This is a genomic window from Mesorhizobium sp. M1D.F.Ca.ET.043.01.1.1 (assembly GCF_003952385.1).
In the GTDB taxonomy this organism is placed as follows: domain Bacteria; phylum Pseudomonadota; class Alphaproteobacteria; order Rhizobiales; family Rhizobiaceae; genus Mesorhizobium.
The window spans coordinates 5,383,840-5,407,793 of sequence record NZ_CP034444.1 but is presented as its reverse complement, the minus strand read 5'-3'; the positions used below and the strand labels follow the sequence as shown (position 1 = coordinate 5,407,793).

Here is a 23,954-nt window from a genome sequence, read left to right as displayed (position 1 = left end):
TCCGCCCGCGGAATCAGACGTTGAATCCGTTGATTCAACATCTCAACGTCAGTGCGCCCGGTAGGATTTCGAAGGTTGCGGGGATCCGGCCTGGAGATTCTCCATCGATATCGACCAGCGCCCCGTTCTTCTCCGCATCGCCCAGCGGCTCGACCAGCACCTTGCGGCCGCGCACGATGGTGATCGCCGGATGATTGCGGTGACGCCCGCCGTAGAGCAGCCGGATGTCCCGGATCAGCCCGAGCTTGCCGGCTGCGCGCAGGATGACGATGTCGAACTGGCCGTCGGACAGATCGGCGTCCGGCGCGATCATCATGCCGCCTCCGAAGAACTTTCCGTTGGCGACCGCCACCAGCGCCACGCGCGCCTCGACCGGCTCGCCGTCGTCTATGGTGATCCTGACGTCCTGGAAGCGGTAGCGGAGGAACTCGAGCACCGTGCGCCAGAAGAACAGCGCCTTGGCTGAGACCCTGCCCTTGCGCTTGTCCGCATTGACCGCGCGATCGGTGGCGCCGGAGAGGCCGAGGCTGGCGATGTTGATGAAGTGGCGACTGGCCAGCGCGCCGTGGTCATCGATATAGCAGATGCGCCCGGCATCGACTTTCCGCGCGCTTGCGCCGGCGATGCGCGCCAGCGCTTCCTCTATTCCGTCCGGCAGGCCCAGGCCTCGCGCGAAGTCGATGCCGGTGCCGCAGGGCAGAAGCCCGAGCTCGCTCGCCCGGCCGGTCTCGTGCTCTGCCTGCAGCAGCCCGTCCGACACTTCGCTGGCCGTACCGTCGCCGCCGGCGGCAATCACCAGGTCGCAGCCATTGGCGGCGAGATCGATCGCCAACCGCTCGGCGTCGCCGCTGGTCTGGGTCTCCCGCATGTCGAAATCGCCGAAATGCTTCTTGAGCGACGCGGCGATCTCGGGCCAATGCCGCTTGAGCTTGCCTCCTCCCGCAATCGGATTGAGAACCACCCCGACCTTCAATCTGACCTCCCCCGAGGCACATGGCCTGAAAGCGCAGGGCGACGTTGGCTGATGCAGCCGCCCGCATCCTTTGCCGGCATTGAAACGCGGGCCGGTTGGCGGGGCAAGGCTCCATCGTCCAAAGGCCGTGGAAATATGGGGCGGGCTGTCTAAGGGTTTTGGCCGCAAAATTCCGGGCCTTGTCGCATCGGTCCCCGATAATCCCGCTATCCACAGGTCCGGGTCTATTCCGCAAACCCCTTACCCGGCGTACGTTGAACCCATCTCAGGCGGCTACCGAACGCCCCAGCCGAAAGGCAGAAGCGCAAGGCGGATTTCCTGAGGCCCGCACGGCCCGGAACGAAAGCAGGTTCGCCTGTTGGAGGGACGGATGTCGGCGGGACCGCGGAAAGCGTGCGAACGCCGACGGCGGACCGATGCTGGCCATGAAGGCGGTGAAACCTTCGATGGCACGCTGGGCGAAGCCCGCAAGGGTGGAGAGCGGCGTGGTCTGGAACGGGCGTTGCCTTCGGGTGGCGACTGGCAGGACCGTCAAAATCAAGGCCGGCCTGGCGCGACGACTTTACGGAAGTTGCTGCCGTAACCGGGTCCTGATCTGACAGGGAGGCGCTGGGAGAAATCCCAGCGCCGACTGTCTTTTTGGGGCCGTCCACCGGCTTTGCCGCGCGGCCTGCACCTTCGCCAGCGCGTGAAACTGATGCTTTCCCGCCACAGTCGAAGCCTGGGCAACCTTCCGTAACGCGCCGTCATGCACAATTCACAATCGCGGCCAAATCCCGCCTTGTTCCCCGGCGATTGATCGGCCCGGGAACGAATTCGGAGGGACAGGACCGTGATCAAGACCGCCCTTGTCGCCATGACCATCGTCGGCTGCGACTGCGACGCCAAGCTCTGCGAGTATATCGGCGAGACGCCGGCCAAATGGGCGACGATCGCCGACTGCGAAGCGGCGATGAAGAGCCAGATCCTGCACCAGCGCAATTTCAATTATCCGCTGGTGTCCGGCATCTGCCGCACCAAGGGCTCGGCGCCGACCTCGGAGCTCGCCGCGAAAGCATCCGGGCCCGAGCTGAAGCCGGCGAACCGCGTCGTCGAAACCATCGCCCCCTTGCCGCCCGAGCTCAGCCATCGCCCGAGCGCCCCGGTCGCCGCGACGGTGACGGCCAGCGAGACCGAAGCCGCGCGGCCGGTCGCCTTCGAGGCCGCGGTCGATGGCGGCAGCGCCGTGCTCTATCGCACCAAGGCCGGTTACGCTGTGGTCAAGACCGATCTCGGCCGCGCCGCCACCGCGACGGTGGACCTGGCGAAGCGGTCGGCAGACTGGCTGGCAGGCCTGGTGCCGAGCGGCCTGTGAAACAGTCCAAGGCGTGTTTAGATTCAGGGTCCGGCATTTGCAGGCCGGCATGACCTGAATCTCAACACGCCTCACAGCTTGACCTTCAAGGTCTCCCAGAACTTGTCGATCATCGGCTGCTCGGTTGCGGTGTCCTGATCGCCGATGCGCGTGATGAACAGCAGCCCCTGATCGGCGAGGCCGAAGCCGACGATCTCGAAATCAGCGCTGTCGGTTCTTGTCTTCACAGTGGCTTTGATGCCGGTAAGTCGCGTGCCGTCGGCGAGCTTGCGGGTCGTCGGCTCCTGCGTCAGCCTTCCTCCAGCCTGAACCGATTCCTTCGTCATCTCCTGCAGCATCAGCTGGTTGAGCGACACCGGATTCATCTTGCCGTATTCCTGCACCACGACGATCGTGCCGAGGGCCGACGCCGCCAGGTACTGGGTGATGCTGTCGCCGAGATCGGTCTTGGTGACGGAGATGCTGCTCGGGTGGACAAAGGAAAAAGTGCCGCCTGAAAAGGTGGCGAAGTCGTTGCGGTCGAGCCTCACCTTGGCCGTCTTGCCGCCGGGCAAGGTCACGTTCGCGTCCTCGCCGGGATCGATGTCGACCGCCACGCCGTCGATCGTCAGCTTGAACGCCTTCAGATCTTCGGCGCGGGCCGACGCCGCGCCAAGCATCATCATCGCGAGCGTCGCGGCGGCAAGCCTCATTCGCATATCCTGTCCTCTCCACGCGGTTTCGCCGAACGCCTTGATGGCACGGCAGAAGGTCAAGGAAAACAATTCCGGCCAGAGTCACGGCAAGCAACCATCGCATCGCTCGCGCTTAGGTTGATAATTCCGACCCGATGCGGGAAGATGACAAGCATCGTTCGAGCCGTTGGGGGACGCCTTTCCATGACATTGGCCGTTCGCGCCATGCTGTGCCTGGCTCTCGTCTTGTGCTCGGGGACGGCCAGGGCGCAGGCCACGAATCCAAATGACGACCGCGTCACCATCTTTGCCACCGGCGATCCGGAAATGGCCGCGGCGACGGAGCAGGCGCTTGCCAGCCTGGACGAGTTCCTGAAGTTGGCCGATGCTCCCCCGCCTGGCGCCTCCCGCTTCAAACTGAAGGTCAAGGTGAAGGATGGCAACGTCACCGAACATTTCTGGGTCGTACCCTTCCGCCGCACCGAAACCGGATTTGTCGGGATTCTGTCGAACCAGCCGGCCGAGGTGCACAATGTCGTGCTCGGCCAGAACATAGAATTCACCAGGGATGATATTTCCGACTGGGGATACACCAGGGACGGACATCAGGTCGGCAGCTTCACCGTCTGCGTGATGTTCAAGAAGATGTCGAAGGAAGAGGCCGATTATCTTCGCACCAAGTTCGGCTTCGACTGCTGACGCCGAAGCGACGTTATTCGGCCGCTTCGTCCTTCGCCCCGATCTTGCGCACCAGCGCGGCCGTCGCCAGCATCGCGCCGAGATCGGCGATCATCGGCGCGACATGCGTGTTGTAGTCGATCGGCACGGAGATATCCGGCAGCTCGAAGAAATTCTTCGACCGCGGCATCAGCAGGAAGCCGTCGCTGCCGGTCAGCGCCACCCGGGCCTGGTCATAGGGCCACGTCTCGCCGAGCCAGATCAGCGCCTGCGCCAGTCGCCCGGTGACCAGCGGCCGGGCTGCCTCGACATTGTCGGTGCGGAACTCATAGGTGGCGTCGAGTTCGGCGACACCGGATGACAGCTCCTGAATCTTGCCGGCGAACATGCCGCGGAAGAAATGCACCACCTTGCCGGCCTTGCGCGCCGCAACCAGCGTGCCCGGGAACGGCTCGATGGTTTCGAAGGCGACGATGACGCCCTTGAAGGCGGTGGTCTCGCTCCTGCCGGAGCCTTCCCAGAGCCGCGCCTCGTAAAGCTCGAAGGGAAAATCCTCGTAGCGCCCGGAAATGATATCGTCGAAACTCTGCCGGCTGAAAGCGCCGACGGTTTCGCGCGGCATCCTGTCGAAGGAGTTCGGCCGCACGCCGTGCTGGTAGCGCACATCGCGCACAAAGCCGAAGATGATCGGCAGGAGCGCGTCGCGGAAGGACTGCTGCAGCCGGGTCGCCGGCCTGAGCGCCTGGAAATAGAGCAGCACCGCGACGATGAAGCCGCCAAGGTAGAGAAAGACATGCGGCGTCGATAACCACTGCTCGTTGGGGTCGGCGGCGCTGTTGAACAGCCAGGCGACGAGGCCGACAAAGACGATAACCAGGCCGACAAACAGCGGCACGCGCCAGCGGACCTGTTTCTGCGCCGAAGCCCGCCTCGCCTCGTAGGCCTCGATATTGTGCCTGATGCCGGCGATATCGGCTTCGCTCGGCATGAAATCCGCTGCTTCCATGGCCACCCCCGGACACCGGCAGATGCCGCATATGATAGCGGCTTTTGCACAGAAGTCGCCAGCGCTCGCGATGATCGGCAGTCAGCCCTCTTGGTCCGGAAAAATCGCGTCCAGGCGAGTCGCAACCCGCTGTCCGATCGCTCCACCCAGTGACTGCACCGGCACCAGACGCTCGTGGCCGCCTCTGGCGAGGCGTGTGAAGAAATGCAGCCGGTAGCCGGCAATCGTGCCGCGAGTGGCGGGGTCGGCGCTGACGTCGACGACGAGGATCGAGCCGATGCGCCCGGGCCATGGCTGCCTGGCAAAGGCTGTGCCGAGGAAATCGCCCAAGCCATAAGCGACGAGCGTGTCGCCGATCTGCTCGACCGGCTGCACGACATGGGCATGGTGGCCTGCGATCAGCCCGACGCCCTGGCTCGCCAGCCGTCTCGCGAGCGCCCGCGTCGCCGGTCGCGGAAAGTGCCGGAACTCCCAATCCCAATGCGGCACGGCGCACAAGAGATCGATGCCTGCGCCGCGCGACCATTCAGCCGGATCGCTCCCCATGGAAACCCGTGCCCGGAATTCGGCTTCACCAGCGTTGCGCCAAAGCGTGAAGGCGGCGAAGCCGATCGTCAGCGGCCCGGTAGCGTGCCGCTGGACCGGCCCGCCGGCCGCGGTGCCGATGGTGCGAATGCCGAGCCGCTTCAGCGCCGCGGCCGTCTCCTCGAAGCCGGCAACGCCTTGGTCGAGCACATGATTGTTGGCAAGCGACAGCACCAGCTTGTCGCGGGCAACCCCGACGGCCGCCAGCGCGTCCGCCAGGAAGCGTTCGGTCATCGCATGATGCGAGCCGAGCCGCGTGCCCACGACCGCGCTCGGCCGTTCGACGATCGGGCTTTCGCAATTGCCGACCACCAGATCGGCGGAAGCGAGCAGCGCCGCGATCGCCGGATCGCACTCGGGCGCCGTGCGATTGGCGACCGCCGAAATGTCGCCGATGAAGGCAAGTCGCACCGTCCGCGCCGGCGGCGGCTCCATGAGCGTCGCCGCCGTCGCCGCAAAGCCACTCCTGTCGCCGCCGAACGACGGCTTCAGGAAACGCGGCAGCCACGACAGTTTGTAGGAAAGCGGATAGTTCGACACGCGACGCCCAATCGTTTGCCCTGTGTGTAGACCGTTCCTCGGATCGGTTGAAGCCGGTCGCACGGCGGCTGCCGGTTGATCGCCAGCCGCAACTCCACCGCGGCCAGGCGGGCGCCGTCGACTAAACAGGTGTATGGTCGCCGCACTGTGAGTGGAGGATGACGATGACGCGCATAGCCGGCCTGATGGTTGCCGCCTTGTTTCTTTGCCTGCCGATTTCGTCGGTCGCCGCGGAAATGCCGGCAGCCGCAAAAGCCCTGTTCGAGGCCAAATCTGTTTCGGAGCGGAACACCGCCTTGTCCGCGCTCGAGGCGGCAGCACCAGGCGATCCGGGATCGGCCTATGCGGCCGGCGCCGGCGAATTCTTCACTGCCCTGGAAATCCTCGCCGGCGGTCTCCACCGCCACGGTTTCGAGAGCCCGCAATCCTTCATGCTGCCATTGATGCGGCTTCCCGTGCCGGGCAATCCCAATCCCGAGCCACTCACCTATGAAGAATTCCGCGCTATCCTGGTCGCCTTCCGCGACCGGCTGCAGAAATCCGCCGCCACGCTCGGCTCCGTGCCGGGCGATGCCGATATCGGCATGGTGGTCGACCTCACCCATGCCGGCATTGATCTCAACGAGGACGGCAACATCGCGCCGGACGAAAGCATCGCCGCGATCATGGCCTCACTCTCACGCGGCAGCGTCGACACGAGCGATGCCGCGCCGCAGCTGACTTTCCGCTTCGACCGCGCTGACGGCTATTGGCTGCAGGGCTATGCCGAGTTCCTGATGGCCCAGGCCGACTTCTGGCTGGCGCATGATTTCAGGACCATGTTCGACGGCTCCTTCCACATGCTGTTCCCACGCGCCAAACTGCCTTTGCAGGATACGCTGGTGCCGCCGGACGGCGGCATGAGCGGCAGCATCTTCGCCTCGGAATGGCGCTTCGCCGACTTCATCTCGCTGGTGCATCTCGTCAACTGGCCGGTGGTGGAGCCGGAGCGCCGGCAAGCCGCGCGCCGCCATCTGCTGGAGATGATCCGGCTGTCGCGCGAGGATTGGAAAGCGATCCGCGCCGAGACCGACAACGACCGCGAATGGCTGCCCGGCCCGCAGCAGGAGGGCCAGAACCAGCTCACCGGCCTCGCGGTCGGCGAGGAACAGGTCACGGCCTGGCTTGCCACGCTCGATATGGCCGAGGACCTGCTCGAAGGCCGCGTGCTGCTGCCGCATTTCCGCATCGCCGGCAAGGGCATCAACATGAAGCGTTTCTTCGACGAGCCGAAGCCCTTCGACCTGGTGCTGTCGATCACCGGCCCGGCGATCGCGCCCTATCTCGAAACCGGCAAGATCCTGACCAGCGAGGACTTCGACCAGATCCAGCGCGAGTTCGGCGGCGCCGGATTCTTGACCTTCGCGCTGTGGTTCAATTGACGATCGCTTTGCGGCCCGACACCGCTCCTGACAGCCCTCTGTCAGCAGCATCGGCGTCGGGCGCTTGCCTCGTCACTCCGCTCTTTCCATTTCGGCCGAGTCCTCCCATATTCGGGCCATGGCCAAACGCACCGACAAGAAAACGCCCTCGCCGGCGCAAGAGGGCGCGCCGAAACGGCGCAGCCCGCTGACCGAATTCCTCGACGCCGCCGAGCCGCTGAAGCCTGGCGGCTTTGCAGAGGCGCCACAGAGCGAGTTCTCCGGCGCGCCGCTGACCGGCTCGATCTCCGATTGGGCCGGCCAGATCGAGCGCGAGGCCGAAAACCAGCCGAAGGCAAAGACGCCGAAGAAGATACCCGAACGCTCCTCCGCGCCCGGGCGCACGGCGCGCGGCACCTCGATGGGCGGCGCGGCGTCGGCGAAGGAGCGCGCTGCAGCCGGCCTCAACCCGGTGGCCGGCCTCGACATCAGCCTCGAGGACGCCGAGTCGGTTTCCTCGAGCGGCGTCACCGCCACGGTCGCGGCGCTGTCGGCGCTGATCGAATCCGGCAATCCGCTACACAAGGACGGCCAGCTCTGGACGCCGCACCGCCCGGCGCGGCCGGAAAAGTCGGAAGGCGGCATCGCCATCAAGATGGTGTCGGATTTCGAGCCGGCCGGCGACCAGCCGACCGCGATCAAGGACCTCGTCGAAGGCGTCAACCAGAGCGACCGCACCCAGGTGCTGCTCGGCGTCACCGGCTCCGGCAAGACCTTCACCATGGCCAAGGTGATCGAAGAGACACAGCGCCCTGCCCTGATCCTGGCGCCGAACAAGACGCTGGCCGCGCAGCTCTATGCCGAGTTCAAGAAATTCTTCCCGGAAAACGCGGTCGAGTATTTCGTCTCCTATTACGACTACTACCAACCGGAAGCCTACGTCCCGCGCACCGACACCTATATCGAGAAGGAATCCTCGATCAACGAGCAGATCGACCGCATGCGCCACTCGGCGACGCGTTCGCTGCTGGAGCGCGACGACGTCATCATCGTCGCCTCGGTGTCCTGCATCTACGGTATCGGCTCGGTCGAGACCTACACGGCGATGACCTTCCAGATGCAGGTCGGCGACCGCCTCGACCAGCGCGCCCTGCTCGCCGATCTCGTCGCCCAGCAGTACAAGCGCCAGGACGTCAACTTCGTGCGCGGCTCGTTCCGCGTGCGCGGCGACACGATCGAGATCTTTCCCGCCCACCTTGAGGACCGCGCCTGGCGTATCTCGATGTTCGGCGACGAGATCGAGGCGATCACCGAGTTCGACCCGCTGACGGGCCAGAAGACCGGCGAGTTGAAGAGCGTCAAGATCTACGCCAATTCGCACTATGTGACGCCGCGCCCGACCTTGAATCAGGCCATCAAGTCGATCAAGGAAGAACTCAAGCACCGCCTGCAAGAGCTTGAAAAGGCTGGCCGTCTTCTGGAAGCGCAGCGTCTCGAGCAGCGCACTCGCTTCGATCTGGAGATGCTGGAGGCGACCGGCTCTTGCGCCGGCATCGAGAACTATTCGCGCTACCTCACCGGCCGCCAGCCGGGCGAGCCGCCGCCGACGCTGTTCGAATATGTGCCGGACAACGCGCTGATCTTCATCGACGAAAGCCACGTCACCGTGCCGCAGATCGGCGGCATGTATCGCGGCGACTTCCGGCGCAAGGCGACGCTGGCCGAATATGGTTTCCGTCTTCCCTCCTGCATGGACAACCGGCCGCTGCGTTTCGAGGAATGGGACGCCATGCGGCCGCTCTCGGTGGCGGTCTCGGCGACGCCCGGAGGCTGGGAACTGGAGCAGTCCGGCGGCGTCTTCGCCGAGCAGGTCATCCGCCCGACCGGCCTGATCGACCCGCCGGTCGAGGTGCGCCCGGCCAAGAGCCAGGTCGACGATGTCGTCGGCGAGATCCGCGAGACGACCAGGCTCGGCTATCGCACGTTGGTCACGGTGTTGACCAAGCGCATGGCCGAGGACCTCACCGAATATCTGCATGAAAACGGCATCCGCGTCCGCTACATGCACTCCGACATCGACACGCTTGAGCGCATCGAGATCCTGCGCGACCTGCGCCTCGGCGCCTTCGACGTGCTGGTCGGCATCAACCTTCTGCGCGAGGGCCTAGACATCCCCGAATGCGGCTTCGTCGCCATCCTCGACGCCGACAAGGAAGGGTTCCTCCGTTCGGAAACCTCGCTGATCCAGACCATCGGCCGCGCCGCCCGCAACGTCGACGGCAAGGTCATCCTCTATGCCGACCAGGTCACCGGCTCGATGGAGCGGGCGATGGCCGAGACCAATCGCCGCCGCGAGAAGCAGATGGAGTGGAACGCCGCCAACGGCATCACGCCGGAATCGGTCAAGTCGCGCATCGCCGACATCCTCGACTCGGTCTACGAGAAGGATCACGTGCGCGCCGATATCTCGCAATTCACCAACGATGCCGGCGCCATGATCGGCAACAACCTGAAAACCCATCTCGAGGCGCTCGACAAGCAGATGCGCGATGCCGCCGCCAATCTCGATTTCGAGAAGGCGGCCCGCATCCGCGACGAGATCAAGCGGCTGCGCGAGATGGAGCTTGCCATCTCCGACGACCCGCTGGCACGCGAGGTCGAAAGCCAGAGCCCGGCCTCGGGCCGCGAAAAGGGCAAGCACAACAAGGGCGTGGCGAAACATCGTACCGCGGAGGAACAGGAACGTTTCCGCAGGCTCGACGAGGCGCGTGCCGCCGAAGAGGCTGCCAAGGCTGCCCGGCCCAACCTCTTCCGGAAGCCGCACCTCGACGAGATGGGCGCCGATGGCGCCGTGCCGGTGAAGAAGCCGCTGTTCGCCAAGCCGTCGATCGACGACATGGGCCCCGGCACCGACATGCCGACACCGGCCGGCGCGGTGTCGCGCTCGCTGTTCAAGAAGCAGTCGGCGCAGGAAGCGCATGGCTCGGATTTCGGCATCCCCGGCGAGGCCACCAAGCCGCTGTTCCGCAAGAACTCGCTCGACGAGATGACGGTGCGTCGGACGGAAAAGCCCGTCGAAGGAAAAGTGCCGGCCAAGCCCCAGCCAATCTCCCCCCAAGTGGGGGAGATGCCCGGCAGGGCAGAGGGGGGCGCGAAGGAACGCGACGACAAACCCATTGTCCGCCAACGCTCAGGCATCGGCTCCTACGAAGACCCGGCCGACGAGCGCCGTCAAAAGCGCCGGCCGGGGAAGACAGGACGGCCGGGGCGGTAGAGAGCTTCCCTTCTCCCCCTTGTGGGAGAAGGTGGATCGGCGCGCAGCGCCGAGACGGATGAGGGGTGTTCCAGCGGAGTGAGACGTTGGTGTCATCTGGAACACCCCTCATCCGACCTCGCTTCGCGAGGCCACCTTCTCCCACAAGGGGAGAAGGGAAATGCAGTCCACTTGCCCTCGCCCTCGCCTTTGGTGTAATCGCTTCGCGTACTCGAACGTCTGGAAAGGAGGGCTGCGTGTCTATCGATCACCACCGTCAGCGCGGCCCTGTCTGTGCCCTGCGAGCTTGCTTGCAGGGCTGATCAGGACTATCCGGATTCTTCCCGTTTCGTTTTTTGGTCTGCCCTTCGTGGTGCGGCTGAGCTTGGCCTGATGGCCGACCGGCGCACCGTCAAAGTGCATTGAGCCGGTTCCCGGCAAGACCAGAGAATTCGAACATGGCCCTGATCAGCCTCAAATCCCTCGGCGTCACCTTGAGTGCGCCGCTCTTCTCCAACCTCGACCTTACCATCGGCGCCGGCGATCGACTGGGCATCGTCGCGGCCAACGGCCGCGGCAAGTCCACACTGCTCAAATGCCTGGCCGGTGAGCTGGACGCCACCACCGGCGACATCACCCGGTCGCGCGGCCTGCGCGTCGGCCATGTCGAGCAGTCGGTCCCCGATGCGCTGCTCGACCGCGGCTTCCATCAGGTGGTCGCCGATGCCTTGCCGCTCGAGCAGCGCGACAGCGAGCTCTGGCGCGTCGACGTGGTCCTCGACTCGCTCGACGTGCCCGAGGACATGCGCGACCGGCCGATGCGGGCCTTGAGCGGCGGCTGGCAGCGGCTGGCGCTGATCGCCCGCGTCTGGGTCACCGATCCTGATGTGCTCCTACTCGACGAGCCGACCAATCATCTGGACCTCGCCAAGATCGGCCAGTTGGAGAGCTGGCTCAACGCGCTGCCGCGCGAGGTGCCGGTGATCGTCGCCAGCCATGACCGCGCCTTCCTCGACGCCACCACCAACCGCACCTTGTTCCTGCGCCCGGAGGAATCGCCGGTCTTCGCCCTGCCCTATTCGCGCGCCAGGCAGGCGCTCGATGAAATCGACGCTTCGACGGCGCGCAAGTTCGAACGCGACATGAAGGTGGCGCAGCAGTTGCGCAAGCAGGCCGCCAAGCTCAACAACTTCGGCATCAATTCCGGCAGCGATCTGCTCACGGTGAAGACCAAGCAGCTCAAGGAACGAGCCGAGAGGCTGGAAGACGCGGCGGTGCAGGCGCATCGCGAACGCTCGGCCGGCGCGATCCGACTGGCGAACCGCGGCACCCACGCCAAGGTGCTGATCACGCTGGACGATGCGGCCGTGGAAACGCCCGACGGCGCGCTGCTGTTCAGGACCGGCAAGCGCCATATCTGCCAGGACGACCGCATCGTGCTGCTCGGCCGCAACGGCGTCGGCAAGACCCGCTTCATCGCGATGATCCGTACCGCCATCGCCGAGCCCGGGACGGCGCCGAACGTCAAGGTGACGCCATCGACCGTGCTCGGCTACAGCGACCAGGCGCTGTCGGGCATCGGCGGCGACGACACGCCGCTGACGATGGTCTCGCGCCGCTTCGAGGTCGGCGAGCAGCGCGCCCGTTCGCTTCTCGCCGGCGCCGGCGTCGCGATCGAAATGCAGGACAAAAGGATCGCCGCGTTGTCGGGCGGGCAGAGATCGAGGCTGATGATGCTGGTGCTCAGGCTCACCAACCCCAACTTCTATCTCCTCGACGAGCCGACCAACCACCTCGACATCGACGGCCAGGAAGCGCTGGAAGAGGAGCTGCTGAAGCATCAGGCGAGCTGCCTTCTCGCCTCGCACGACCGCTCCTTCATCCGCGCGGTCGGCAACCGCTTCTGGCTGATCGACAAGCGTCGGCTGACCGAAGTCGACAGTCCGGAAGAGTTCTTCCATCTGGTCGCCGACATGCCCAGCTGAGGCGACAATACATTTGCCGGGCCGACATTGCGCAATACCGCCGGCCCCACGAAAAGTATTGGCGGCACGGCGATACTTTTCCACGGACCGAAAAAGGCGCATGCTGGGCAGCTCAGCCATGGGAGGAAAGGGCCATGCGTGCAGTGGATCTCGTCAGCAATTTCTATGATGCCTATGCGAACCGCGACATCAGGGGCGCGCTTGCCAACTGCGCCGACGATGTGGAGTTCATATGGGTCGCCGACCCGAAGCATTCGCATTACGCCGGCGCCGCGCGCGGCAAGGACGAATTCCTGGCGCGGCTTATGGCATTGAACAGCGAATTCGAATACCGGAGCTATAAGCCGCTCGAAATCATCGACGGTGGAGACAAGGTCGCGGCACAGGTCGAGATTCATCTGACGCGCCGCTCCACCGGAGAAGAGGTCGTGTTCCGCACCGCCAATTTCTGGACGATACGCGACGGCCAAATCGTCGAAGCGGTGGAGTATTACGACACAGCGCTGGCAGCATCGGTACTGAAAAAAAATTAAGCGATCTGTCGGATTACGAATTCCCGCCCCGTCCTTGGGATGCCGACACAATGATGCCGGCATCAACCAGGGAGAGTTCGTCATGTCGATCCTGTCATCCATCGGCCGCATCGCCACCCAATATGCCGCCGCGCGCGCCCGCTACCGCAGCGAACGCATCCTGCTTTCACTGCCGGCCGACCTGCGCAAGGACATCGGCTTTCCGGAAATTCTCGATACGCCGAACAGCCGCCGCACGGCCACCTTCTCGAGCAAGGTCATTTGAGGGTGGCCGATCGACCGATGCGACGGTCACCCGCTTCGGCGGTTGCTCGGCTGCCTAAAAAATTTGCGATCCGTGTAGGATTGCGGTCGTCTCGTCCGTCTTTTGATCGCAACGCCAAAATCATCCGGTGAAGAGGAGACGTGAAATGACCGACCAGACCCCACCCCGCGCCAAAGTGCTTGGCGGATTGACCCCCTATCTGCAGGTCGACGGCGCCATCAAGGCTGCCGAGTTCTACAAGAAGGCGTTCGGGGCCGATGAAGTCTTTGCCTATCCGCCGGACGACAAGGGCCGCACCATGCATATCCATCTCTACGTCAACGGCTCGACGCTGATGCTGGGCGACGCCTATCCCGAGCACGGCCATCCGCACCAGGCGGCGCAGGGCTACGTGCTGCAGCTCCATCTCGGCAGCGACGACATCGATGGCTGGTGGCAGCGCGCGGTGGATGCCGGCTGCGAAGTCGTCACGCCGCTGCAGGTCATGTTCTGGGGCGACCGCTGGGGCCAGGTGAAGGATCCCTTGGGCGTCGCCTGGGCGATGAACGCGCCGGTGAAGGGCTGAAGCCTGCCTCTCCCCCTGTGGGAGAGGTCGGATTGCCCCGAATTGCCCTTCGCGATTCGGCTGGCAATCCGGGTGAGGGGTAACTTGGCGCCAAGCTGGAGCACCCCTCATCCGACCGAGCTTCGCTCGGCCACCTTCTCCCACAGGGGAGAAGGGAGAGCCGAGCCCAACCAAGGAGATCACCATGTCCTATGTCGATGGCTTCGTGCTCGCAGTGCCGAAGGCAAATCTCGATGCGTACAAGAAGATGGCTACCAATGCCGGCGCTATCTGGAAGGAGTACGGCGCGCTCGCCTATGTCGAATGCATCGGCGACGATGTGCCCTATGGCGAGTTGACCTCGTTCCCGCGCGCCGTGCAGGCGAAGGACGACGAGATCGTCATCTTCGCCTGGGTCGTCTACGAATCCAGGCAGAGCCGCGACGCGGTCATGGCGAAAGTGATGGCCGACGAGCGTCTCAAGATGGACTGGCCGACAATGCCGTTCGACGGCAAGCGCATGATCTTCGGCGGCTTCCAGACGTTCATCGAGCTTTGAGGTGCAGCGCAAAGGTTGGCACATTGCGACCCTTTGCGATTGGCCGAAACGCTCGTCAGGTCGTCATCCACGGGCGAAGCAAGGAGCGAAGCGACGCGGCGCAGACCCGAGGATCCATTCCGTTACCTATGAACGTTGCAGCGATGCAGAACGACCTCTGTTCTGCGCCGCCTTTGCTCTTCGCGCGAGGTCACGGAATGGATCCTCGGGTCTGCGCGTCCGCTTCGCTCCCGCTCCGCCCGTGGATGACGAAGCTGGGAGGGCTGTCGTCAACCAGCAGGCGGTGTACTAGCCCAGCTTGTCGAGCAGCGGCTTCAGCCTGTCGCCATACCGCTTCCACAGGTCGACCGAGCCCTGATACATCGGCTGGCGCACCTGCGCGGCGGAGGCCGTGCGCACCGGCCGATCGGTCTCGTGGAAGGACAGCACCTTATCGTCCCAAGGCAGGCCGAGATGCGCCGTCAGCGCCCGCGTCTGCCCTTCCTGGTCGGCGACGAAATCCTCATAGCGGACATCGTGGACGACGCCGGGCAGCACCTTATGCCAATGCGCCATGATGTCGGCGTAGAGGTTATGGAAATCGGCGAGCTCGCCGAGATCGTAGCCATAGCGGTGGCTGTCGCCGCGGAAATGCACCTTGAAGATCGACAGGCAGGTGGCTGCCGCGTCGCGCGCGCAATGCACGATCTTGGCCTTCGGCAGCATCATGTGCAGGAAGCCGACCAGCAGGAAGTTGCCCGGCATCTTGTCGGTGACATGGCGGGAGCCCGGATAGCGGGCGTGCAGCATGTCGAGGTAGGCCTGCCCCGCCTCGGCGAAGGCTTTGTCCGGCATGTCGGCGATCCCCCAGGGGAAGCCGCCCGGCATGCTCATCGGAAACTGCTTGCCGACCGCTGTCTTCAGGATGCTGAGCTCGCCGGCGCCGAAGACCTGGGGATGGCTGGCGATGATCTGCTCGACCAGGGTCGTGCCGGAACGCGGCATGCCCACGACGAAGATCGGCGTGTCGTCGGAAATGTCGCTCGGCCTGTGCTTCTCGAAGAAAGCCTTGTCGAAGACCGCCTTCATCGCCTCGAACTCGTCGCGCGTCCGCACCGGGTCGTAGTCGATCCCCTTGCGGCGGATCGTGTTGCCCTCGGCGAAATAGTCGAAGGCGCGGCCATAGTCCTTCAGGTCGTCATTGGCCTTGCCGAGGCCGAAGGAAAGCTGCATGCGCGCAAGGCTGTCCTGCGGCGCCTTGGCGTGCTCGGCCTCCATGCTCGCAAGCTCTGGGTCGCGCTCGGTCTGGCGCTTGACCTGGGTCAGCAGAAGCCAGGCCTTCGCCATGGCGGGAGCGATCGCCACCGCCTGGCGGGCAAGATCGGCGGCTTCGGTGAGCTTGCCCTTCTCCATCATGGCGACGCCGAGCCCATAGAGCAGCTCCGCATCCTTGGGCCGGATCGACAGCGACTCGCGGAAGAGCGCAATCGCCTCGTCCAGTCGCCCGGCCTCCTGCAGCGTTTCGGCCAGGCCGATGCGGGCGCGGACATGGAACGGATTGCGGCCGATGGTGCCGCGATAGATCTCCTCGGCGGCCTCGAACTGGCCGAGCTGCTTCAGCGACGAGCCGAGATTGTCGCGAGCGGCAAGCTGCTCCGGGCGGATATCCACCGCGCCGCGGAAGAAATCGACGGCTGCGGCGACGCGACCCAGGTCGCGCATGACCGTGCCCATATTGTTGAGGAAATCTGCGTTCCTGGGCTGCAGCGTCACCGACTGCTCGATGAAGTCGAGCCCCTCGTCGCTGCGGCCAGTTTGGTGCAGCAGAAGCCCGAGGAAATGCAGCGCGGCGGCATGGTTCGGCTGCTGCCCCAGCACCTGCCGGTAAAGCGACTCCGCTTCCTGGCGGCGCCCTGCCTGGTGCAGTTGCAGCGCCCGCTGCACATAGGGATCGAGCGGACTTGCCGATCCTGGCTTGCCGCCCGCGTTCGCCGCTCTTCTCTGATCTCTGTTAATGGGAAACCTGCCGTGCTTGTTGGTCCGCCGGACCTAAGCCAAGCGAGCGGGAGATTCAAGGGTGCGCTTGGCGCACCGACGGATTGCCCGCAAAGCGGAACATAAACCCGGCCTCCCTAGCACGGCCCGTCGCCGATGATGCGATAGTCCGCCGCGCGGGCCTCGCAGGCATTGGGGAAGGTGCGAACCTCGCCGTGGCGCCTGGCGCAGACCGGCGCATATTCGCGGGTGCAGAAGGTCTGCTCGCCGCCGCCACCGTCCCGGCAAGGACCGTCGCGCACGATGCGATACCCTGCCCTCTCCGCCTGGCAGGCATTGGCGAAGGTCTGGCGGTCGCCGCCGCGCCGGGCGCAGACCGGTTCGTACTGCATGGTGCAGAGCTGCGGATGCGGTCTCGGCGGGCGTGGGCGCGGTCCATCGTCGACCACGACCGTGCAGGCCGCCAACAAGGCGGACAGGAGCAGGGCGACAAGGCCCTGCCGCGAGACGATTGCCGCAAGAAATCGCATAAGGCCCGCTCCGATCCTCGCTCAGGCGCGACCGCGCCAACTTGCGCAATCCTCGCCATTCTGGGTTCGAACGCAACCCCGGCTTGTGCATTATCCGAGCCGAAAGTCCGTTGCGGACTGGCTCCGGCGCTGGCCTATGCCTGGTTCTTTTCTGGCCGATGACCGGTCATGGCGCCGGGTCTATCGATGCCTTGCGTTGGACGCGCCGAGGGCCGCCCGCGGCCCTATCTTGCAACTATCACGTTTCCGTGTAATAAATTTGCCGTTCGGGCATTTGCGACCCGGAGAGCGGCACGTTTTGGACGACCTTTCCCCGATAGTGTGAATCTCTGACGGCCCCGTTTTTCGGCGGGGGCTTTGACCATGCGCGGATGCATGACTGCCGAAGCAACCATCTGGACTGGCCCAAGGCGCAAGGCCGCGGGCGAGCCCACGAGACTGATACGGGTGAAGGAGTTTCCCCATGGCCCAGACCGGCACCGTAAAGTTCTTTAACGCCACCAAAGGCTTCGGCTTCATCACGCCTGACGGCGGCGCCAAGGACGTGTTCGTCCACATCTCCGCGATCGAGGCCTCGGGCCTGCGCACGCTCGTCGACGGCCAGAAGGTCACCTTCGACGTCGAGCCGGACCGCATGGGCAAGGGCCCGAAGGCGGTCAACCTGCGCGCTGCCTGAGCAGGCGAAGCTGCCTGTTCTCAGCTGATGAATAGCGTGGCAGGTCCATGAATTGGCTTCGCAAGAAGCTTGAGTTTCGAGGGCGCGACGGTTCCGTCGCGCCCTCTTTTTGTCCGGCAAATAGTGCGATTGGCAGGCGAAAACTTTCTCTTGCCGATAGCGCTAAAATAAAGGACAAATTTCCTCTCGGGCAGTTTGCCGGCCCGAGACTGACATGATGGGATCAAAGGAGTTTCCCATGCCGCAGACCGGCACCGTCAAATTCTTCAACCATGCCAAGGGCTTCGGCTTCATCACGCCCGACGATGGCGCGAAGGATGTCTTCGTCCATATTTCGGCCGTGCAGGCGTCGGGCCTTCCCGGTCTTGAGGATGGGCAGAAAGTGACATTCGACACCGAGCCGGACAAGCGCGGCAAGGGTCCGAAGGCCGTCAATCTGTCTATCGGCTAAAGCCGGCTCAAGACAGATCCGACGGAGGCTGCGGGACGCCCCCCGCAGAGCTCGCAATGTTGTTCGAGCCGCGAAATCGTTTGCCCAATTCCGTTCAGCCTCCGTTCAGCCACGGTCTTCTATTAACCTTTGCTAAAGCCGACCCGCATCCCCTGAAAAATACGCGGGCCGGCGCGAAGGAGACCGAAATGAACCGAATTCTCAAGACCGCCATCCTGACCGCCGGCATTGCCGCGACCACTTTGGCCACCTTCTCGGCGGCCAATGCTGACGACTGGCGCTGGCATCGTCATCACCACAATGGCGACGCCATTGCTGCCGGCGTTGTCGGGCTTGCGGCAGGCGCCCTGATCGGCAGCGCGCTCAGCAACCCCGGGCCGAGATACTACGATCCGGCCTATGATGACGGCTATTATGTCGACCGGCCCGTCCGCCGCTATTACGTGCAGCCGCGCGTCGTCTATGCCGACCGCTATGCCGAGCCGTGGACCCGTGACTGGTACGAGTACTGCTCGGACCGCTATCGCACCTTCAACTCGCGCACCGGCACCTTCACCGGCAATGACGGCGAGCAGCACTTCTGCGTCGCCAACTAACCGGAGCAATTCCAGGAAAAGTGTGAATCGGTTTGCCGTTCGGAATTGCGTCTAGACTAACCCTTGGGTTCCCTGTCCCAGGCAAAAGCGCCGCCTCTCAGCGGCGCTTTTCTTTTGCCTGTGAAGCTCAGACCAGGAAAGGATTGGTGCGGCGCTCCTCGCCCAACCGGCCGCCTGGACCGTGGCCGCAGATGAAGCCGATATCGTCGCCGAGCGGCAGGAGCTTGTCCTTGATCGAGGCGATCAGCGCGGCGTGGTCGCCGCCCGGCAGATCGGTGCGACCGATCGAGCCGCGAAACAGCACGTCGCCGACATGGGCGAATTTGGCCGCGCGGTTGTAGTAGACAACATGGCCCGGCGCGTGCCCCGGACAATGCAGCACCTCGAACACATGCTCGCCGAACGAGACCGTCTCGCCCTCACTGAGGAAACGGTCCGGAACGCAATTGCGCACCGGGTCGGTAAGGCCGAAACGCCTGGCCTGGTTCTCGAGGTTGGCAAGCAGCGGCCGATCGGCCTCATGCGGGCCGATGATGTCGATGCCGAGCGCGTCCTTCAGTTCCATCGCGCCGCCGGCGTGATCGATATGGCCGTGGGTGATCCAGATCGCCTGCGCGGTGATCCCGTTGTCCTTCAGTACTGCCAGTATCTTGTCGACATCGCCGCCGGGATCGACGACGACGCCGTTCCTGTCGTCCATGTCGAACAGGATGGTGCAGTTCTGCTGGAAGGGCGTGACCGGCACGATGCCGGCATTGAGCTGACCCATGGCTGTCCCTTTCGAAGTGTCGCCATGATGTAGAGAACACGGCGGACTGCGTCCACCGTCCAGCCGGAGCGAATGATCCTCGAAAAGAAATGGGCGGCCGTAGCCGCCAGAAAATGATTGAAAAAGAATGGGCGGCCGCAGCCGCCGGAAAATGATTGAAAAAGAATGGGCGGCCGCAGCCGCCGGAAAATGATTGAAAAAGAATGGGCGGCCGCAGCCGCCCATGGCGCAGGCCCGAAAGGTATCCGGCCTATTTCTTCATCGCGTTCATGACCGCGCCGATGATGCCGGTCAGGATCGCACCACCGCCAACGCCGCCGGCGAGGTTCGGCAGGTTGAACGCGCTGCCGGCCGCCGCCGCGGCCGCTGCCGGATCGACCGTGCCGCCGCCGAGCAGGCTGCCGAGAATGGCCGCTCCGCCAACGCCGCCGATCGCGCCTGCAAGGATTTTGGTCAGCTGGCCCATCGCTGCCTGCTTCAGCGCCACCCCAACTGCCTGACCACCGATTACACCCGCAATCACTTGTACAACGATAGCGACGAGCGTGTTCGTATCCATGTACTTAGTCCCTCCATAGCCGCCAGCCTCGTCGGGCCGACGCCATCATGAGACGCTGAATGGTTCCAAAGTCAAATGCACAGGCGCTTAAATAAAAGGGGCGGCCCGAAAACCGCCCCTATTGCACAAAAAAGCTGTGACTATCGCTATTCTGCGGCGATGGCATGCTTTGGTTGCACTGCAGCAGAATAGTCGTTCATCAACGTCTTGGCGATCTCGCCGACCTCGAATCGGTACGGTCCGATCTCCGAAACAGGAGTGACTTCCGCGGCCGTGCCGGTGAGGAAGCACTGCTCGAAGCCTTCGAGTTCCTCCGGCATGATGGCGCGCTCGATCACCTCCAAACCGCGGTCCTTGGCCAGGCCGATCACGGTGCGGCGGGTGATGCCGTCGAGGAAGCAGTCGGGCGTCGGCGTATGGATCTTGCCGTCCTTGACGAAGAAGATGTTGGCGCCGGTGGCCTCCGCTACCTGGCCGCGCCAGTCGAGCATCATGGCATCGGCATAGCCCTTGGCCTCGGCCGCATGCTTGGAGAGCGTGCAGATCATGTAGAGGCCGGCGGCCTTGGACTTCGACGGCGCGGTGCGCGGGTCGGGCCGGCGCCATTCGGCGATGTCGAGACGGATGCCCTTCAGCTTCTGCGCCGGGTCGAAATAGCTCGGCCACTGCCAGATGGCGATGGCGCAGTTGATGCGGTTGTTCTGCGCCGAGACGCCCATCTGCTCGCTGCCGCGCCAGGCGATCGGGCGCACATAGGCGTCCTGGAAACCCTGCTTCTTCAGAAGCGTGCGGCAGGCCTCGTCGATCTCGGCGACCGCATAGGGAATCTTGAAGCCGAGCATGCGCGCCGATTCATGCAGGCGCTCATTGTGCTCGGTCAGCTTGAAGATCTGGCCGCCATAGGCGCGCTCGCCCTCGAAGACGGCGCTGGCATAGTGCAGGCCGTGGGTCAGCACATGGATCTTGGCGTCGGCCCAATTGACGAACTCGCCGTTCATCCAGATGAAGCCGTCCAGTTGGTCGAAAGGAACGGATGCCATGGAAACCTCCCGCGGGCGGACGCCCGCAAATCGTTGTGTCATATGGCGTTTCGCGTCAGCCGCGCCACAGGGTCCGAAACGCCGCCGGTACCTGGAAACCTAGGCGGATATTCAATCCTTGGCAAACTCAGGAAGTTCCGGAAAAACGGCCTCCGCTTGCCTTTTCGTTCGCAATCCGCCGAAAAGCTTGTCAAAAATTATCATTGCCGGGAAATTACGTCAACAGTACTGACATAATTCCCGCTTGGCAGGGAGAAATGATGACGGATCGAAGCCCCGCAACCGGAAAACCGATCAGGACGGCGATCTCCGACGAGGACGGCATCGACTTTGCCATCATCGAGCTGTTTTTCTTCGCCTATCGCGACTTCACCTCCGATCCAGACCAGATCCTTGCCGATTACGGCTTCGGCCGCGCCCATCATCGCGTGCTGCATTTCGTCAACCGCAGGCCAGGACTCACGGTTGCCGAGTTGCTTGATGTGCTGAAGATCACCAAGCAGAGCCTGGCGCGGGTGTTGAAGCAGCTGATCGACACGGACCATATTGTCCAGGTGCAAGGTCCGCGCGACCGTCGGCAGCGCGAGCTCTATCCGACCGCCAAGGGCCGCGCGCTGGCATTGGCGCTGGCGCGGCCACAGTCGCGCCGCATCCGTGCTGCATTGGAAGATTCCGGGACCACCGAACGCGCCTCGATCGAAAGATTCCTGGAGGCGATGGTCAATCCGGAACTAAGGGCGCAGATCAACATTGTGCCTGCGCAAACATCGGGGAAGAAAAATGGAGACCACTGAGAAGGTTGATCATCCGGCAGCGCCCGGCGATGATGCGCCGCATCTGCTGGTGGTCGATGACGACACCCGCATCCGCAATCTGCTCAAGCAATATTTGTCCGAGAACGGTTTTCGGGTCACCGTCGCCGGCAATTCCGGCGAGGCCCGGCGCAAGCTGGCGGGGCTCGACTTCGACCTGCTTGTGCTCGACGTCATGATGCCTGGCGAAACCGGCGTCGACCTCACCAAGGCGCTGCGGGCCGAGAAGAACGTGCCGATCCTGATGCTGACGGCGCTGTCGGAGACCGACAGCCGCATCACCGGGCTCGAGGCCGGCGCCGACGACTATCTGCCGAAGCCTTTCGATCCGCGCGAGCTCATCCTGCGCATCAACAACATCCTGCGCCGCGGCGGCCCTGCGGCGACGCCGAAGGTCGAGCAGCTCGTCTTCGGCCCCTACACGTTCCAGATCGCCAAGCGCGAGCTGAAGCGCGGCGGCGAGGCGCTGAAGCTGACCGACCGCGAGCAGGAGATCCTGGCGATCTTCGCGGCGCGTGCCGGCGAAACCATACCGCGGCACGAACTTGTCGGCGACGAATCGGATGTCGGCGAGCGCACCATCGATGTCCAGATCAACCGGCTGCGCCGCAAGATCGAGCGCGATCCGTCCAATCCGGTTTGGCTGCAGACCGTACGCGGTATTGGGTATCGGCTCAGCGTCGAATAAAATGCTCCTCGCCGGCCGTTTGCTCAACGGCCGTCGACGAGCGGAAGGGCGAATGGCGACCACGCAACTGGAACAGCCCAAAGGAGGCGGTCTCGGCGATCTCGCATTGCGGACGCTAAGAGCGATGCCGCGCGCCTGGAACCGGTTCTGGCGCCTGGTCGCGCTCTACATGCCGAAGCGGCTTTATGCCCGCTCCCTCATCATCGTCATCGCGCCGATGATCCTTCTGCAGTCGGTTGTCGCCTTCGTCTTCATGGAGCGCCACTGGCAGACGGTCACCCAGCGCCTGTCGCAGGCGACGATCGCCGACATCGCTGCCATCATCGACATGATGGAGACCTATCCGCACGACGCCGACTACGCCAACATCATCCGCATCGCCCAGGACCGCATGCAGCTGAAAGTGGATCTGCTGCCGCCCGATCCGCTGCCGCCGCCCGGGCCTAAGCCATTCTTCTCGATCCTCGACACGGCGCTGTCGTCGGAGATCACCAGGCAGATCAACCGCCCCTTCTGGATCGACACGGTCGGCAACTCCAACGTCGTCGAGGTCCGCGTCCAGCTCGAAGGCAAGGTGCTGCGCGTCTTCGTGCGCCGCAGCCAGGCCTATGCCTCGAACACCCACATCTTCCTGATCTGGATGGTCGGCACCTCGCTGGTGCTCTTGATGATCGCCATCCCCTTCCTGCGCAACCAGATCAGGCCGATCCTCACCCTTGCCGAAGCCGCCGAAAGCTTCGGCAAGGGGCGACCGATGCCCCGCGATTTCCGGCCGCGCGGCGCGGAGGAAGTCCGCCGCGCCGGCTTCGCCTTCATCCAGATGCGCGAGCGCATCGAGCGCCAGATCGAGCAGCGCACCGCCATGCTGACCGGCGTCAGCCACGACCTCAGGACCATTCTGACCCGCTTCAAGCTGCAGCTGGCGCTGGCCGGCGGCAAATCGGAAACCAAAGCCGCCCTCAACCAGGACATCGACGACATGCAATCGATGCTGGAAGGCTATCTTTCCTTTGCCCGCGGCGAGGCGGCGGAAGACACCGGCCGCTTCGATCTCGACGCCTATTTCCAGAAGCTTGGCGAGGAGGCGCAGCTGCGCAAATGCAAGCTGTCGACGACACTGACCGGCGATCCGACCGTGCATGTGCGGCCGAACGCCTTTGCCAGGCTGATGTCCAACGTCATCGGCAATGCCTTCCGCTATGCCAAAGCGGTCGAGGTCCATGCCGATCACAGTCGCGGCTCGCTGACCGTCACCATCGATGACAACGGCCCCGGCATCGCGCCCGACAAGCGCGAAGAGGTGTTCAAGCCGTTCCTGCGGCTCGACGAGGCGCGCAACCTCGATGCCAGCGGCACCGGGCTCGGCCTGTCGATCGCTCGCGACATCGCCCGCAGCCATGGCGGCGACATCATGCTTGAAGACAGCCCGCTCGGCGGCCTGCGCGCCGTGATCAAGGTTCCCGCATAATCGAGCATGATCCCGAACCGAAAGTTCGGGCGAGATCATGCC

24 protein-coding genes are annotated in these 23,954 nt (G+C 64.2%); 15 read left to right on the top strand and 9 right to left on the bottom strand.

Features of this window, described 5'->3' with window-relative positions; translation table 11 throughout:
- Nucleotides 1-34: 34 nt before the first annotated feature.
- Complete coding sequence (locus tag EJ067_RS26215; RefSeq protein WP_126088074.1) at nucleotides 35-973, bottom strand: diacylglycerol kinase family protein; 939 nt, start codon at nucleotides 971-973, stop codon at nucleotides 35-37.
- Nucleotides 974-1,805: 832 nt separating this feature from the next.
- On the opposite strand from EJ067_RS26215, the gene EJ067_RS26210 reads away from it, so the two are divergent.
- Nucleotides 1,806-2,327, top strand: a complete 522-nt coding sequence (locus EJ067_RS26210) for a hypothetical protein (protein ID WP_126088073.1) — start codon at nucleotides 1,806-1,808, stop codon at nucleotides 2,325-2,327.
- Nucleotides 2,328-2,398: 71 nt separating this feature from the next.
- On the opposite strand, the gene EJ067_RS26205 is transcribed toward EJ067_RS26210, so the two are convergent.
- Entirely contained in the window at nucleotides 2,399-3,019 is a 621-nt protein-coding gene (locus EJ067_RS26205; RefSeq protein ID WP_245468045.1) for a hypothetical protein, read from the bottom strand.
- A 186-nt stretch (nucleotides 3,020-3,205) separates the two neighbouring features.
- On the opposite strand from EJ067_RS26205, the gene EJ067_RS26200 reads away from it, so the two are divergent.
- Nucleotides 3,206-3,700 (top strand): DUF2314 domain-containing protein, encoded by a 495-nt coding sequence (locus tag EJ067_RS26200; RefSeq protein WP_126088071.1) that lies wholly within the window; start codon nucleotides 3,206-3,208, stop codon nucleotides 3,698-3,700.
- A gap of 13 nt (nucleotides 3,701-3,713) precedes the next feature.
- On the opposite strand, the gene EJ067_RS26195 is transcribed toward EJ067_RS26200, so the two are convergent.
- Complete coding sequence (locus tag EJ067_RS26195) at nucleotides 3,714-4,685, bottom strand: DUF3137 domain-containing protein (protein ID WP_126088070.1); 972 nt, start codon at nucleotides 4,683-4,685, stop codon at nucleotides 3,714-3,716.
- 81 nt (nucleotides 4,686-4,766) lie between these two features.
- Nucleotides 4,767-5,810 carry a CapA family protein gene (locus EJ067_RS26190; RefSeq protein WP_126088069.1) on the bottom strand — a complete coding sequence of 348 codons (1,044 nt, stop codon included), beginning with the start codon at nucleotides 5,808-5,810 and terminating at the stop codon, nucleotides 4,767-4,769.
- 164 nt (nucleotides 5,811-5,974) lie between these two features.
- On the opposite strand from EJ067_RS26190, the gene EJ067_RS26185 reads away from it, so the two are divergent.
- The 7 genes from EJ067_RS26185 (at nucleotide 5,975) to EJ067_RS26155 (ending at nucleotide 14,349) form a co-directional block, all read left to right on the top strand.
- The gene (locus EJ067_RS26185) at nucleotides 5,975-7,231 is read left to right on the top strand and encodes a hypothetical protein (RefSeq protein WP_126088068.1); all 1,257 of its coding nucleotides are present in this window, start codon (nucleotides 5,975-5,977) and stop codon (nucleotides 7,229-7,231) included.
- A gap of 118 nt (nucleotides 7,232-7,349) precedes the next feature.
- The gene (gene uvrB, locus EJ067_RS26180) at nucleotides 7,350-10,484 is read left to right on the top strand and encodes an excinuclease ABC subunit UvrB (RefSeq protein ID WP_126088067.1); all 3,135 of its coding nucleotides are present in this window, start codon (nucleotides 7,350-7,352) and stop codon (nucleotides 10,482-10,484) included.
- Between the two features lie 437 nt (nucleotides 10,485-10,921).
- Complete coding sequence (locus EJ067_RS26175) at nucleotides 10,922-12,448, top strand: ABC-F family ATP-binding cassette domain-containing protein (protein WP_126088066.1); 1,527 nt, start codon at nucleotides 10,922-10,924, stop codon at nucleotides 12,446-12,448.
- Nucleotides 12,449-12,582: 134 nt separating this feature from the next.
- A complete protein-coding gene (locus EJ067_RS26170) occupies nucleotides 12,583-12,981 on the top strand; it encodes a nuclear transport factor 2 family protein (RefSeq protein WP_126088065.1) in 399 nt (132 codons plus the stop codon).
- Between the two features lie 82 nt (nucleotides 12,982-13,063).
- Complete coding sequence (locus tag EJ067_RS26165; RefSeq protein WP_126088064.1) at nucleotides 13,064-13,246, top strand: hypothetical protein; 183 nt, start codon at nucleotides 13,064-13,066, stop codon at nucleotides 13,244-13,246.
- Between the two features lie 145 nt (nucleotides 13,247-13,391).
- The gene (locus tag EJ067_RS26160; protein ID WP_126088063.1) at nucleotides 13,392-13,811 is read left to right on the top strand and encodes a glyoxalase/bleomycin resistance/extradiol dioxygenase family protein; all 420 of its coding nucleotides are present in this window, start codon (nucleotides 13,392-13,394) and stop codon (nucleotides 13,809-13,811) included.
- 184 nt (nucleotides 13,812-13,995) lie between these two features.
- Nucleotides 13,996-14,349 carry a DUF1428 family protein gene (locus tag EJ067_RS26155; RefSeq protein WP_126088062.1) on the top strand — a complete coding sequence of 118 codons (354 nt, stop codon included), beginning with the start codon at nucleotides 13,996-13,998 and terminating at the stop codon, nucleotides 14,347-14,349.
- A 288-nt stretch (nucleotides 14,350-14,637) separates the two neighbouring features.
- Here the strand turns inward: EJ067_RS26155 and EJ067_RS26150 are convergent, their stop codons facing one another.
- Nucleotides 14,638-16,272, bottom strand: coding sequence for a tetratricopeptide repeat-containing sulfotransferase family protein (locus EJ067_RS26150; protein ID WP_126088061.1), 1,635 nt, complete (start codon nucleotides 16,270-16,272; stop codon nucleotides 14,638-14,640).
- A 188-nt stretch (nucleotides 16,273-16,460) separates the two neighbouring features.
- Complete coding sequence (locus EJ067_RS26145; RefSeq protein WP_126088060.1) at nucleotides 16,461-16,853, bottom strand: Kazal-type serine protease inhibitor domain-containing protein; 393 nt, start codon at nucleotides 16,851-16,853, stop codon at nucleotides 16,461-16,463.
- 463 nt (nucleotides 16,854-17,316) lie between these two features.
- Between EJ067_RS26145 and EJ067_RS26140 the strand changes: the two genes are divergently transcribed.
- The 3 genes from EJ067_RS26140 to EJ067_RS26130 all read left to right on the top strand — a co-directional run bounded on the left by EJ067_RS26140 (nucleotide 17,317) and on the right by EJ067_RS26130 (nucleotide 18,576).
- The gene (locus tag EJ067_RS26140) at nucleotides 17,317-17,529 is read left to right on the top strand and encodes a cold-shock protein (protein ID WP_006202520.1); all 213 of its coding nucleotides are present in this window, start codon (nucleotides 17,317-17,319) and stop codon (nucleotides 17,527-17,529) included.
- A gap of 238 nt (nucleotides 17,530-17,767) precedes the next feature.
- Nucleotides 17,768-17,980, top strand: a complete 213-nt coding sequence (locus EJ067_RS26135) for a cold-shock protein (protein WP_006202521.1) — start codon at nucleotides 17,768-17,770, stop codon at nucleotides 17,978-17,980.
- A 188-nt stretch (nucleotides 17,981-18,168) separates the two neighbouring features.
- Nucleotides 18,169-18,576 (top strand): BA14K family protein, encoded by a 408-nt coding sequence (locus EJ067_RS26130; protein ID WP_126088059.1) that lies wholly within the window; start codon nucleotides 18,169-18,171, stop codon nucleotides 18,574-18,576.
- Nucleotides 18,577-18,703: 127 nt separating this feature from the next.
- Here EJ067_RS26130 and EJ067_RS26125 read toward each other — a convergent pair whose 3' ends face one another.
- The 3 genes from EJ067_RS26125 to EJ067_RS26115 all read right to left on the bottom strand — a co-directional run bounded on the left by EJ067_RS26125 (nucleotide 18,704) and on the right by EJ067_RS26115 (nucleotide 20,944).
- Nucleotides 18,704-19,345 carry an MBL fold metallo-hydrolase gene (locus EJ067_RS26125; RefSeq protein ID WP_126088058.1) on the bottom strand — a complete coding sequence of 214 codons (642 nt, stop codon included), beginning with the start codon at nucleotides 19,343-19,345 and terminating at the stop codon, nucleotides 18,704-18,706.
- A gap of 250 nt (nucleotides 19,346-19,595) precedes the next feature.
- Nucleotides 19,596-19,904 carry a hypothetical protein gene (locus EJ067_RS26120; protein ID WP_126088057.1) on the bottom strand — a complete coding sequence of 103 codons (309 nt, stop codon included), beginning with the start codon at nucleotides 19,902-19,904 and terminating at the stop codon, nucleotides 19,596-19,598.
- A gap of 146 nt (nucleotides 19,905-20,050) precedes the next feature.
- A complete protein-coding gene (locus EJ067_RS26115) occupies nucleotides 20,051-20,944 on the bottom strand; it encodes a branched-chain amino acid aminotransferase (protein WP_126088056.1) in 894 nt (297 codons plus the stop codon).
- Between the two features lie 260 nt (nucleotides 20,945-21,204).
- Between EJ067_RS26115 and EJ067_RS26110 the strand changes: the two genes are divergently transcribed.
- The 3 genes from EJ067_RS26110 to EJ067_RS26100 are packed head-to-tail and all read left to right on the top strand — an operon-like array spanning nucleotide 21,205 to nucleotide 23,912.
- Nucleotides 21,205-21,738 carry a MarR family transcriptional regulator gene (locus EJ067_RS26110; RefSeq protein ID WP_168247656.1) on the top strand — a complete coding sequence of 178 codons (534 nt, stop codon included), beginning with the start codon at nucleotides 21,205-21,207 and terminating at the stop codon, nucleotides 21,736-21,738.
- A complete protein-coding gene (locus EJ067_RS26105) occupies nucleotides 21,725-22,444 on the top strand; it encodes a response regulator transcription factor (protein WP_059188911.1) in 720 nt (239 codons plus the stop codon). Before EJ067_RS26110 ends, EJ067_RS26105 begins: the two co-directional genes overlap by 14 nt.
- Nucleotides 22,445-22,496: 52 nt before the next feature.
- Nucleotides 22,497-23,912 carry an ATP-binding protein gene (locus EJ067_RS26100; RefSeq protein ID WP_126088055.1) on the top strand — a complete coding sequence of 472 codons (1,416 nt, stop codon included), beginning with the start codon at nucleotides 22,497-22,499 and terminating at the stop codon, nucleotides 23,910-23,912.
- Nucleotides 23,913-23,954: the final 42 nt, after the last annotated feature.

What these genes read in the sequence shown, in the direction of transcription:
- EJ067_RS26205 (WP_245468045.1), bottom strand. Translation starts at nt 3,019, where the DNA reads ATGAGGCTTGCCGCCGCGACGCTCGCGATGATGATGCTTGGCGCGGCG.
- EJ067_RS26200 (WP_126088071.1), top strand. Translation starts at nt 3,206, where the DNA reads ATGACATTGGCCGTTCGCGCCATGCTGTGCCTGGCTCTCGTCTTGTGC.
- EJ067_RS26195 (WP_126088070.1), bottom strand. Translation starts at nt 4,685, where the DNA reads ATGGAAGCAGCGGATTTCATGCCGAGCGAAGCCGATATCGCCGGCATC.
- EJ067_RS26185 (WP_126088068.1), top strand. Translation starts at nt 5,975, where the DNA reads ATGACGCGCATAGCCGGCCTGATGGTTGCCGCCTTGTTTCTTTGCCTG.
- uvrB (WP_126088067.1), top strand. Translation starts at nt 7,350, where the DNA reads ATGGCCAAACGCACCGACAAGAAAACGCCCTCGCCGGCGCAAGAGGGC.
- EJ067_RS26175 (WP_126088066.1), top strand. Translation starts at nt 10,922, where the DNA reads ATGGCCCTGATCAGCCTCAAATCCCTCGGCGTCACCTTGAGTGCGCCG.
- EJ067_RS26170 (WP_126088065.1), top strand. Translation starts at nt 12,583, where the DNA reads ATGCGTGCAGTGGATCTCGTCAGCAATTTCTATGATGCCTATGCGAAC.
- EJ067_RS26165 (WP_126088064.1), top strand. Translation starts at nt 13,064, where the DNA reads ATGTCGATCCTGTCATCCATCGGCCGCATCGCCACCCAATATGCCGCC.
- EJ067_RS26160 (WP_126088063.1), top strand. Translation starts at nt 13,392, where the DNA reads ATGACCGACCAGACCCCACCCCGCGCCAAAGTGCTTGGCGGATTGACC.
- EJ067_RS26155 (WP_126088062.1), top strand. Translation starts at nt 13,996, where the DNA reads ATGTCCTATGTCGATGGCTTCGTGCTCGCAGTGCCGAAGGCAAATCTC.
- EJ067_RS26145 (WP_126088060.1), bottom strand. Translation starts at nt 16,853, where the DNA reads ATGCGATTTCTTGCGGCAATCGTCTCGCGGCAGGGCCTTGTCGCCCTG.
- EJ067_RS26140 (WP_006202520.1), top strand. Translation starts at nt 17,317, where the DNA reads ATGGCCCAGACCGGCACCGTAAAGTTCTTTAACGCCACCAAAGGCTTC.
- EJ067_RS26135 (WP_006202521.1), top strand. Translation starts at nt 17,768, where the DNA reads ATGCCGCAGACCGGCACCGTCAAATTCTTCAACCATGCCAAGGGCTTC.
- EJ067_RS26130 (WP_126088059.1), top strand. Translation starts at nt 18,169, where the DNA reads ATGAACCGAATTCTCAAGACCGCCATCCTGACCGCCGGCATTGCCGCG.
- EJ067_RS26125 (WP_126088058.1), bottom strand. Translation starts at nt 19,345, where the DNA reads ATGGGTCAGCTCAATGCCGGCATCGTGCCGGTCACGCCCTTCCAGCAG.
- EJ067_RS26120 (WP_126088057.1), bottom strand. Translation starts at nt 19,904, where the DNA reads ATGGATACGAACACGCTCGTCGCTATCGTTGTACAAGTGATTGCGGGT.
- EJ067_RS26115 (WP_126088056.1), bottom strand. Translation starts at nt 20,944, where the DNA reads ATGGCATCCGTTCCTTTCGACCAACTGGACGGCTTCATCTGGATGAAC.
- EJ067_RS26110 (WP_168247656.1), top strand. Translation starts at nt 21,205, where the DNA reads ATGACGGATCGAAGCCCCGCAACCGGAAAACCGATCAGGACGGCGATC.
- EJ067_RS26105 (WP_059188911.1), top strand. Translation starts at nt 21,725, where the DNA reads ATGGAGACCACTGAGAAGGTTGATCATCCGGCAGCGCCCGGCGATGAT.
- EJ067_RS26100 (WP_126088055.1), top strand. Translation starts at nt 22,497, where the DNA reads ATGGCGACCACGCAACTGGAACAGCCCAAAGGAGGCGGTCTCGGCGAT.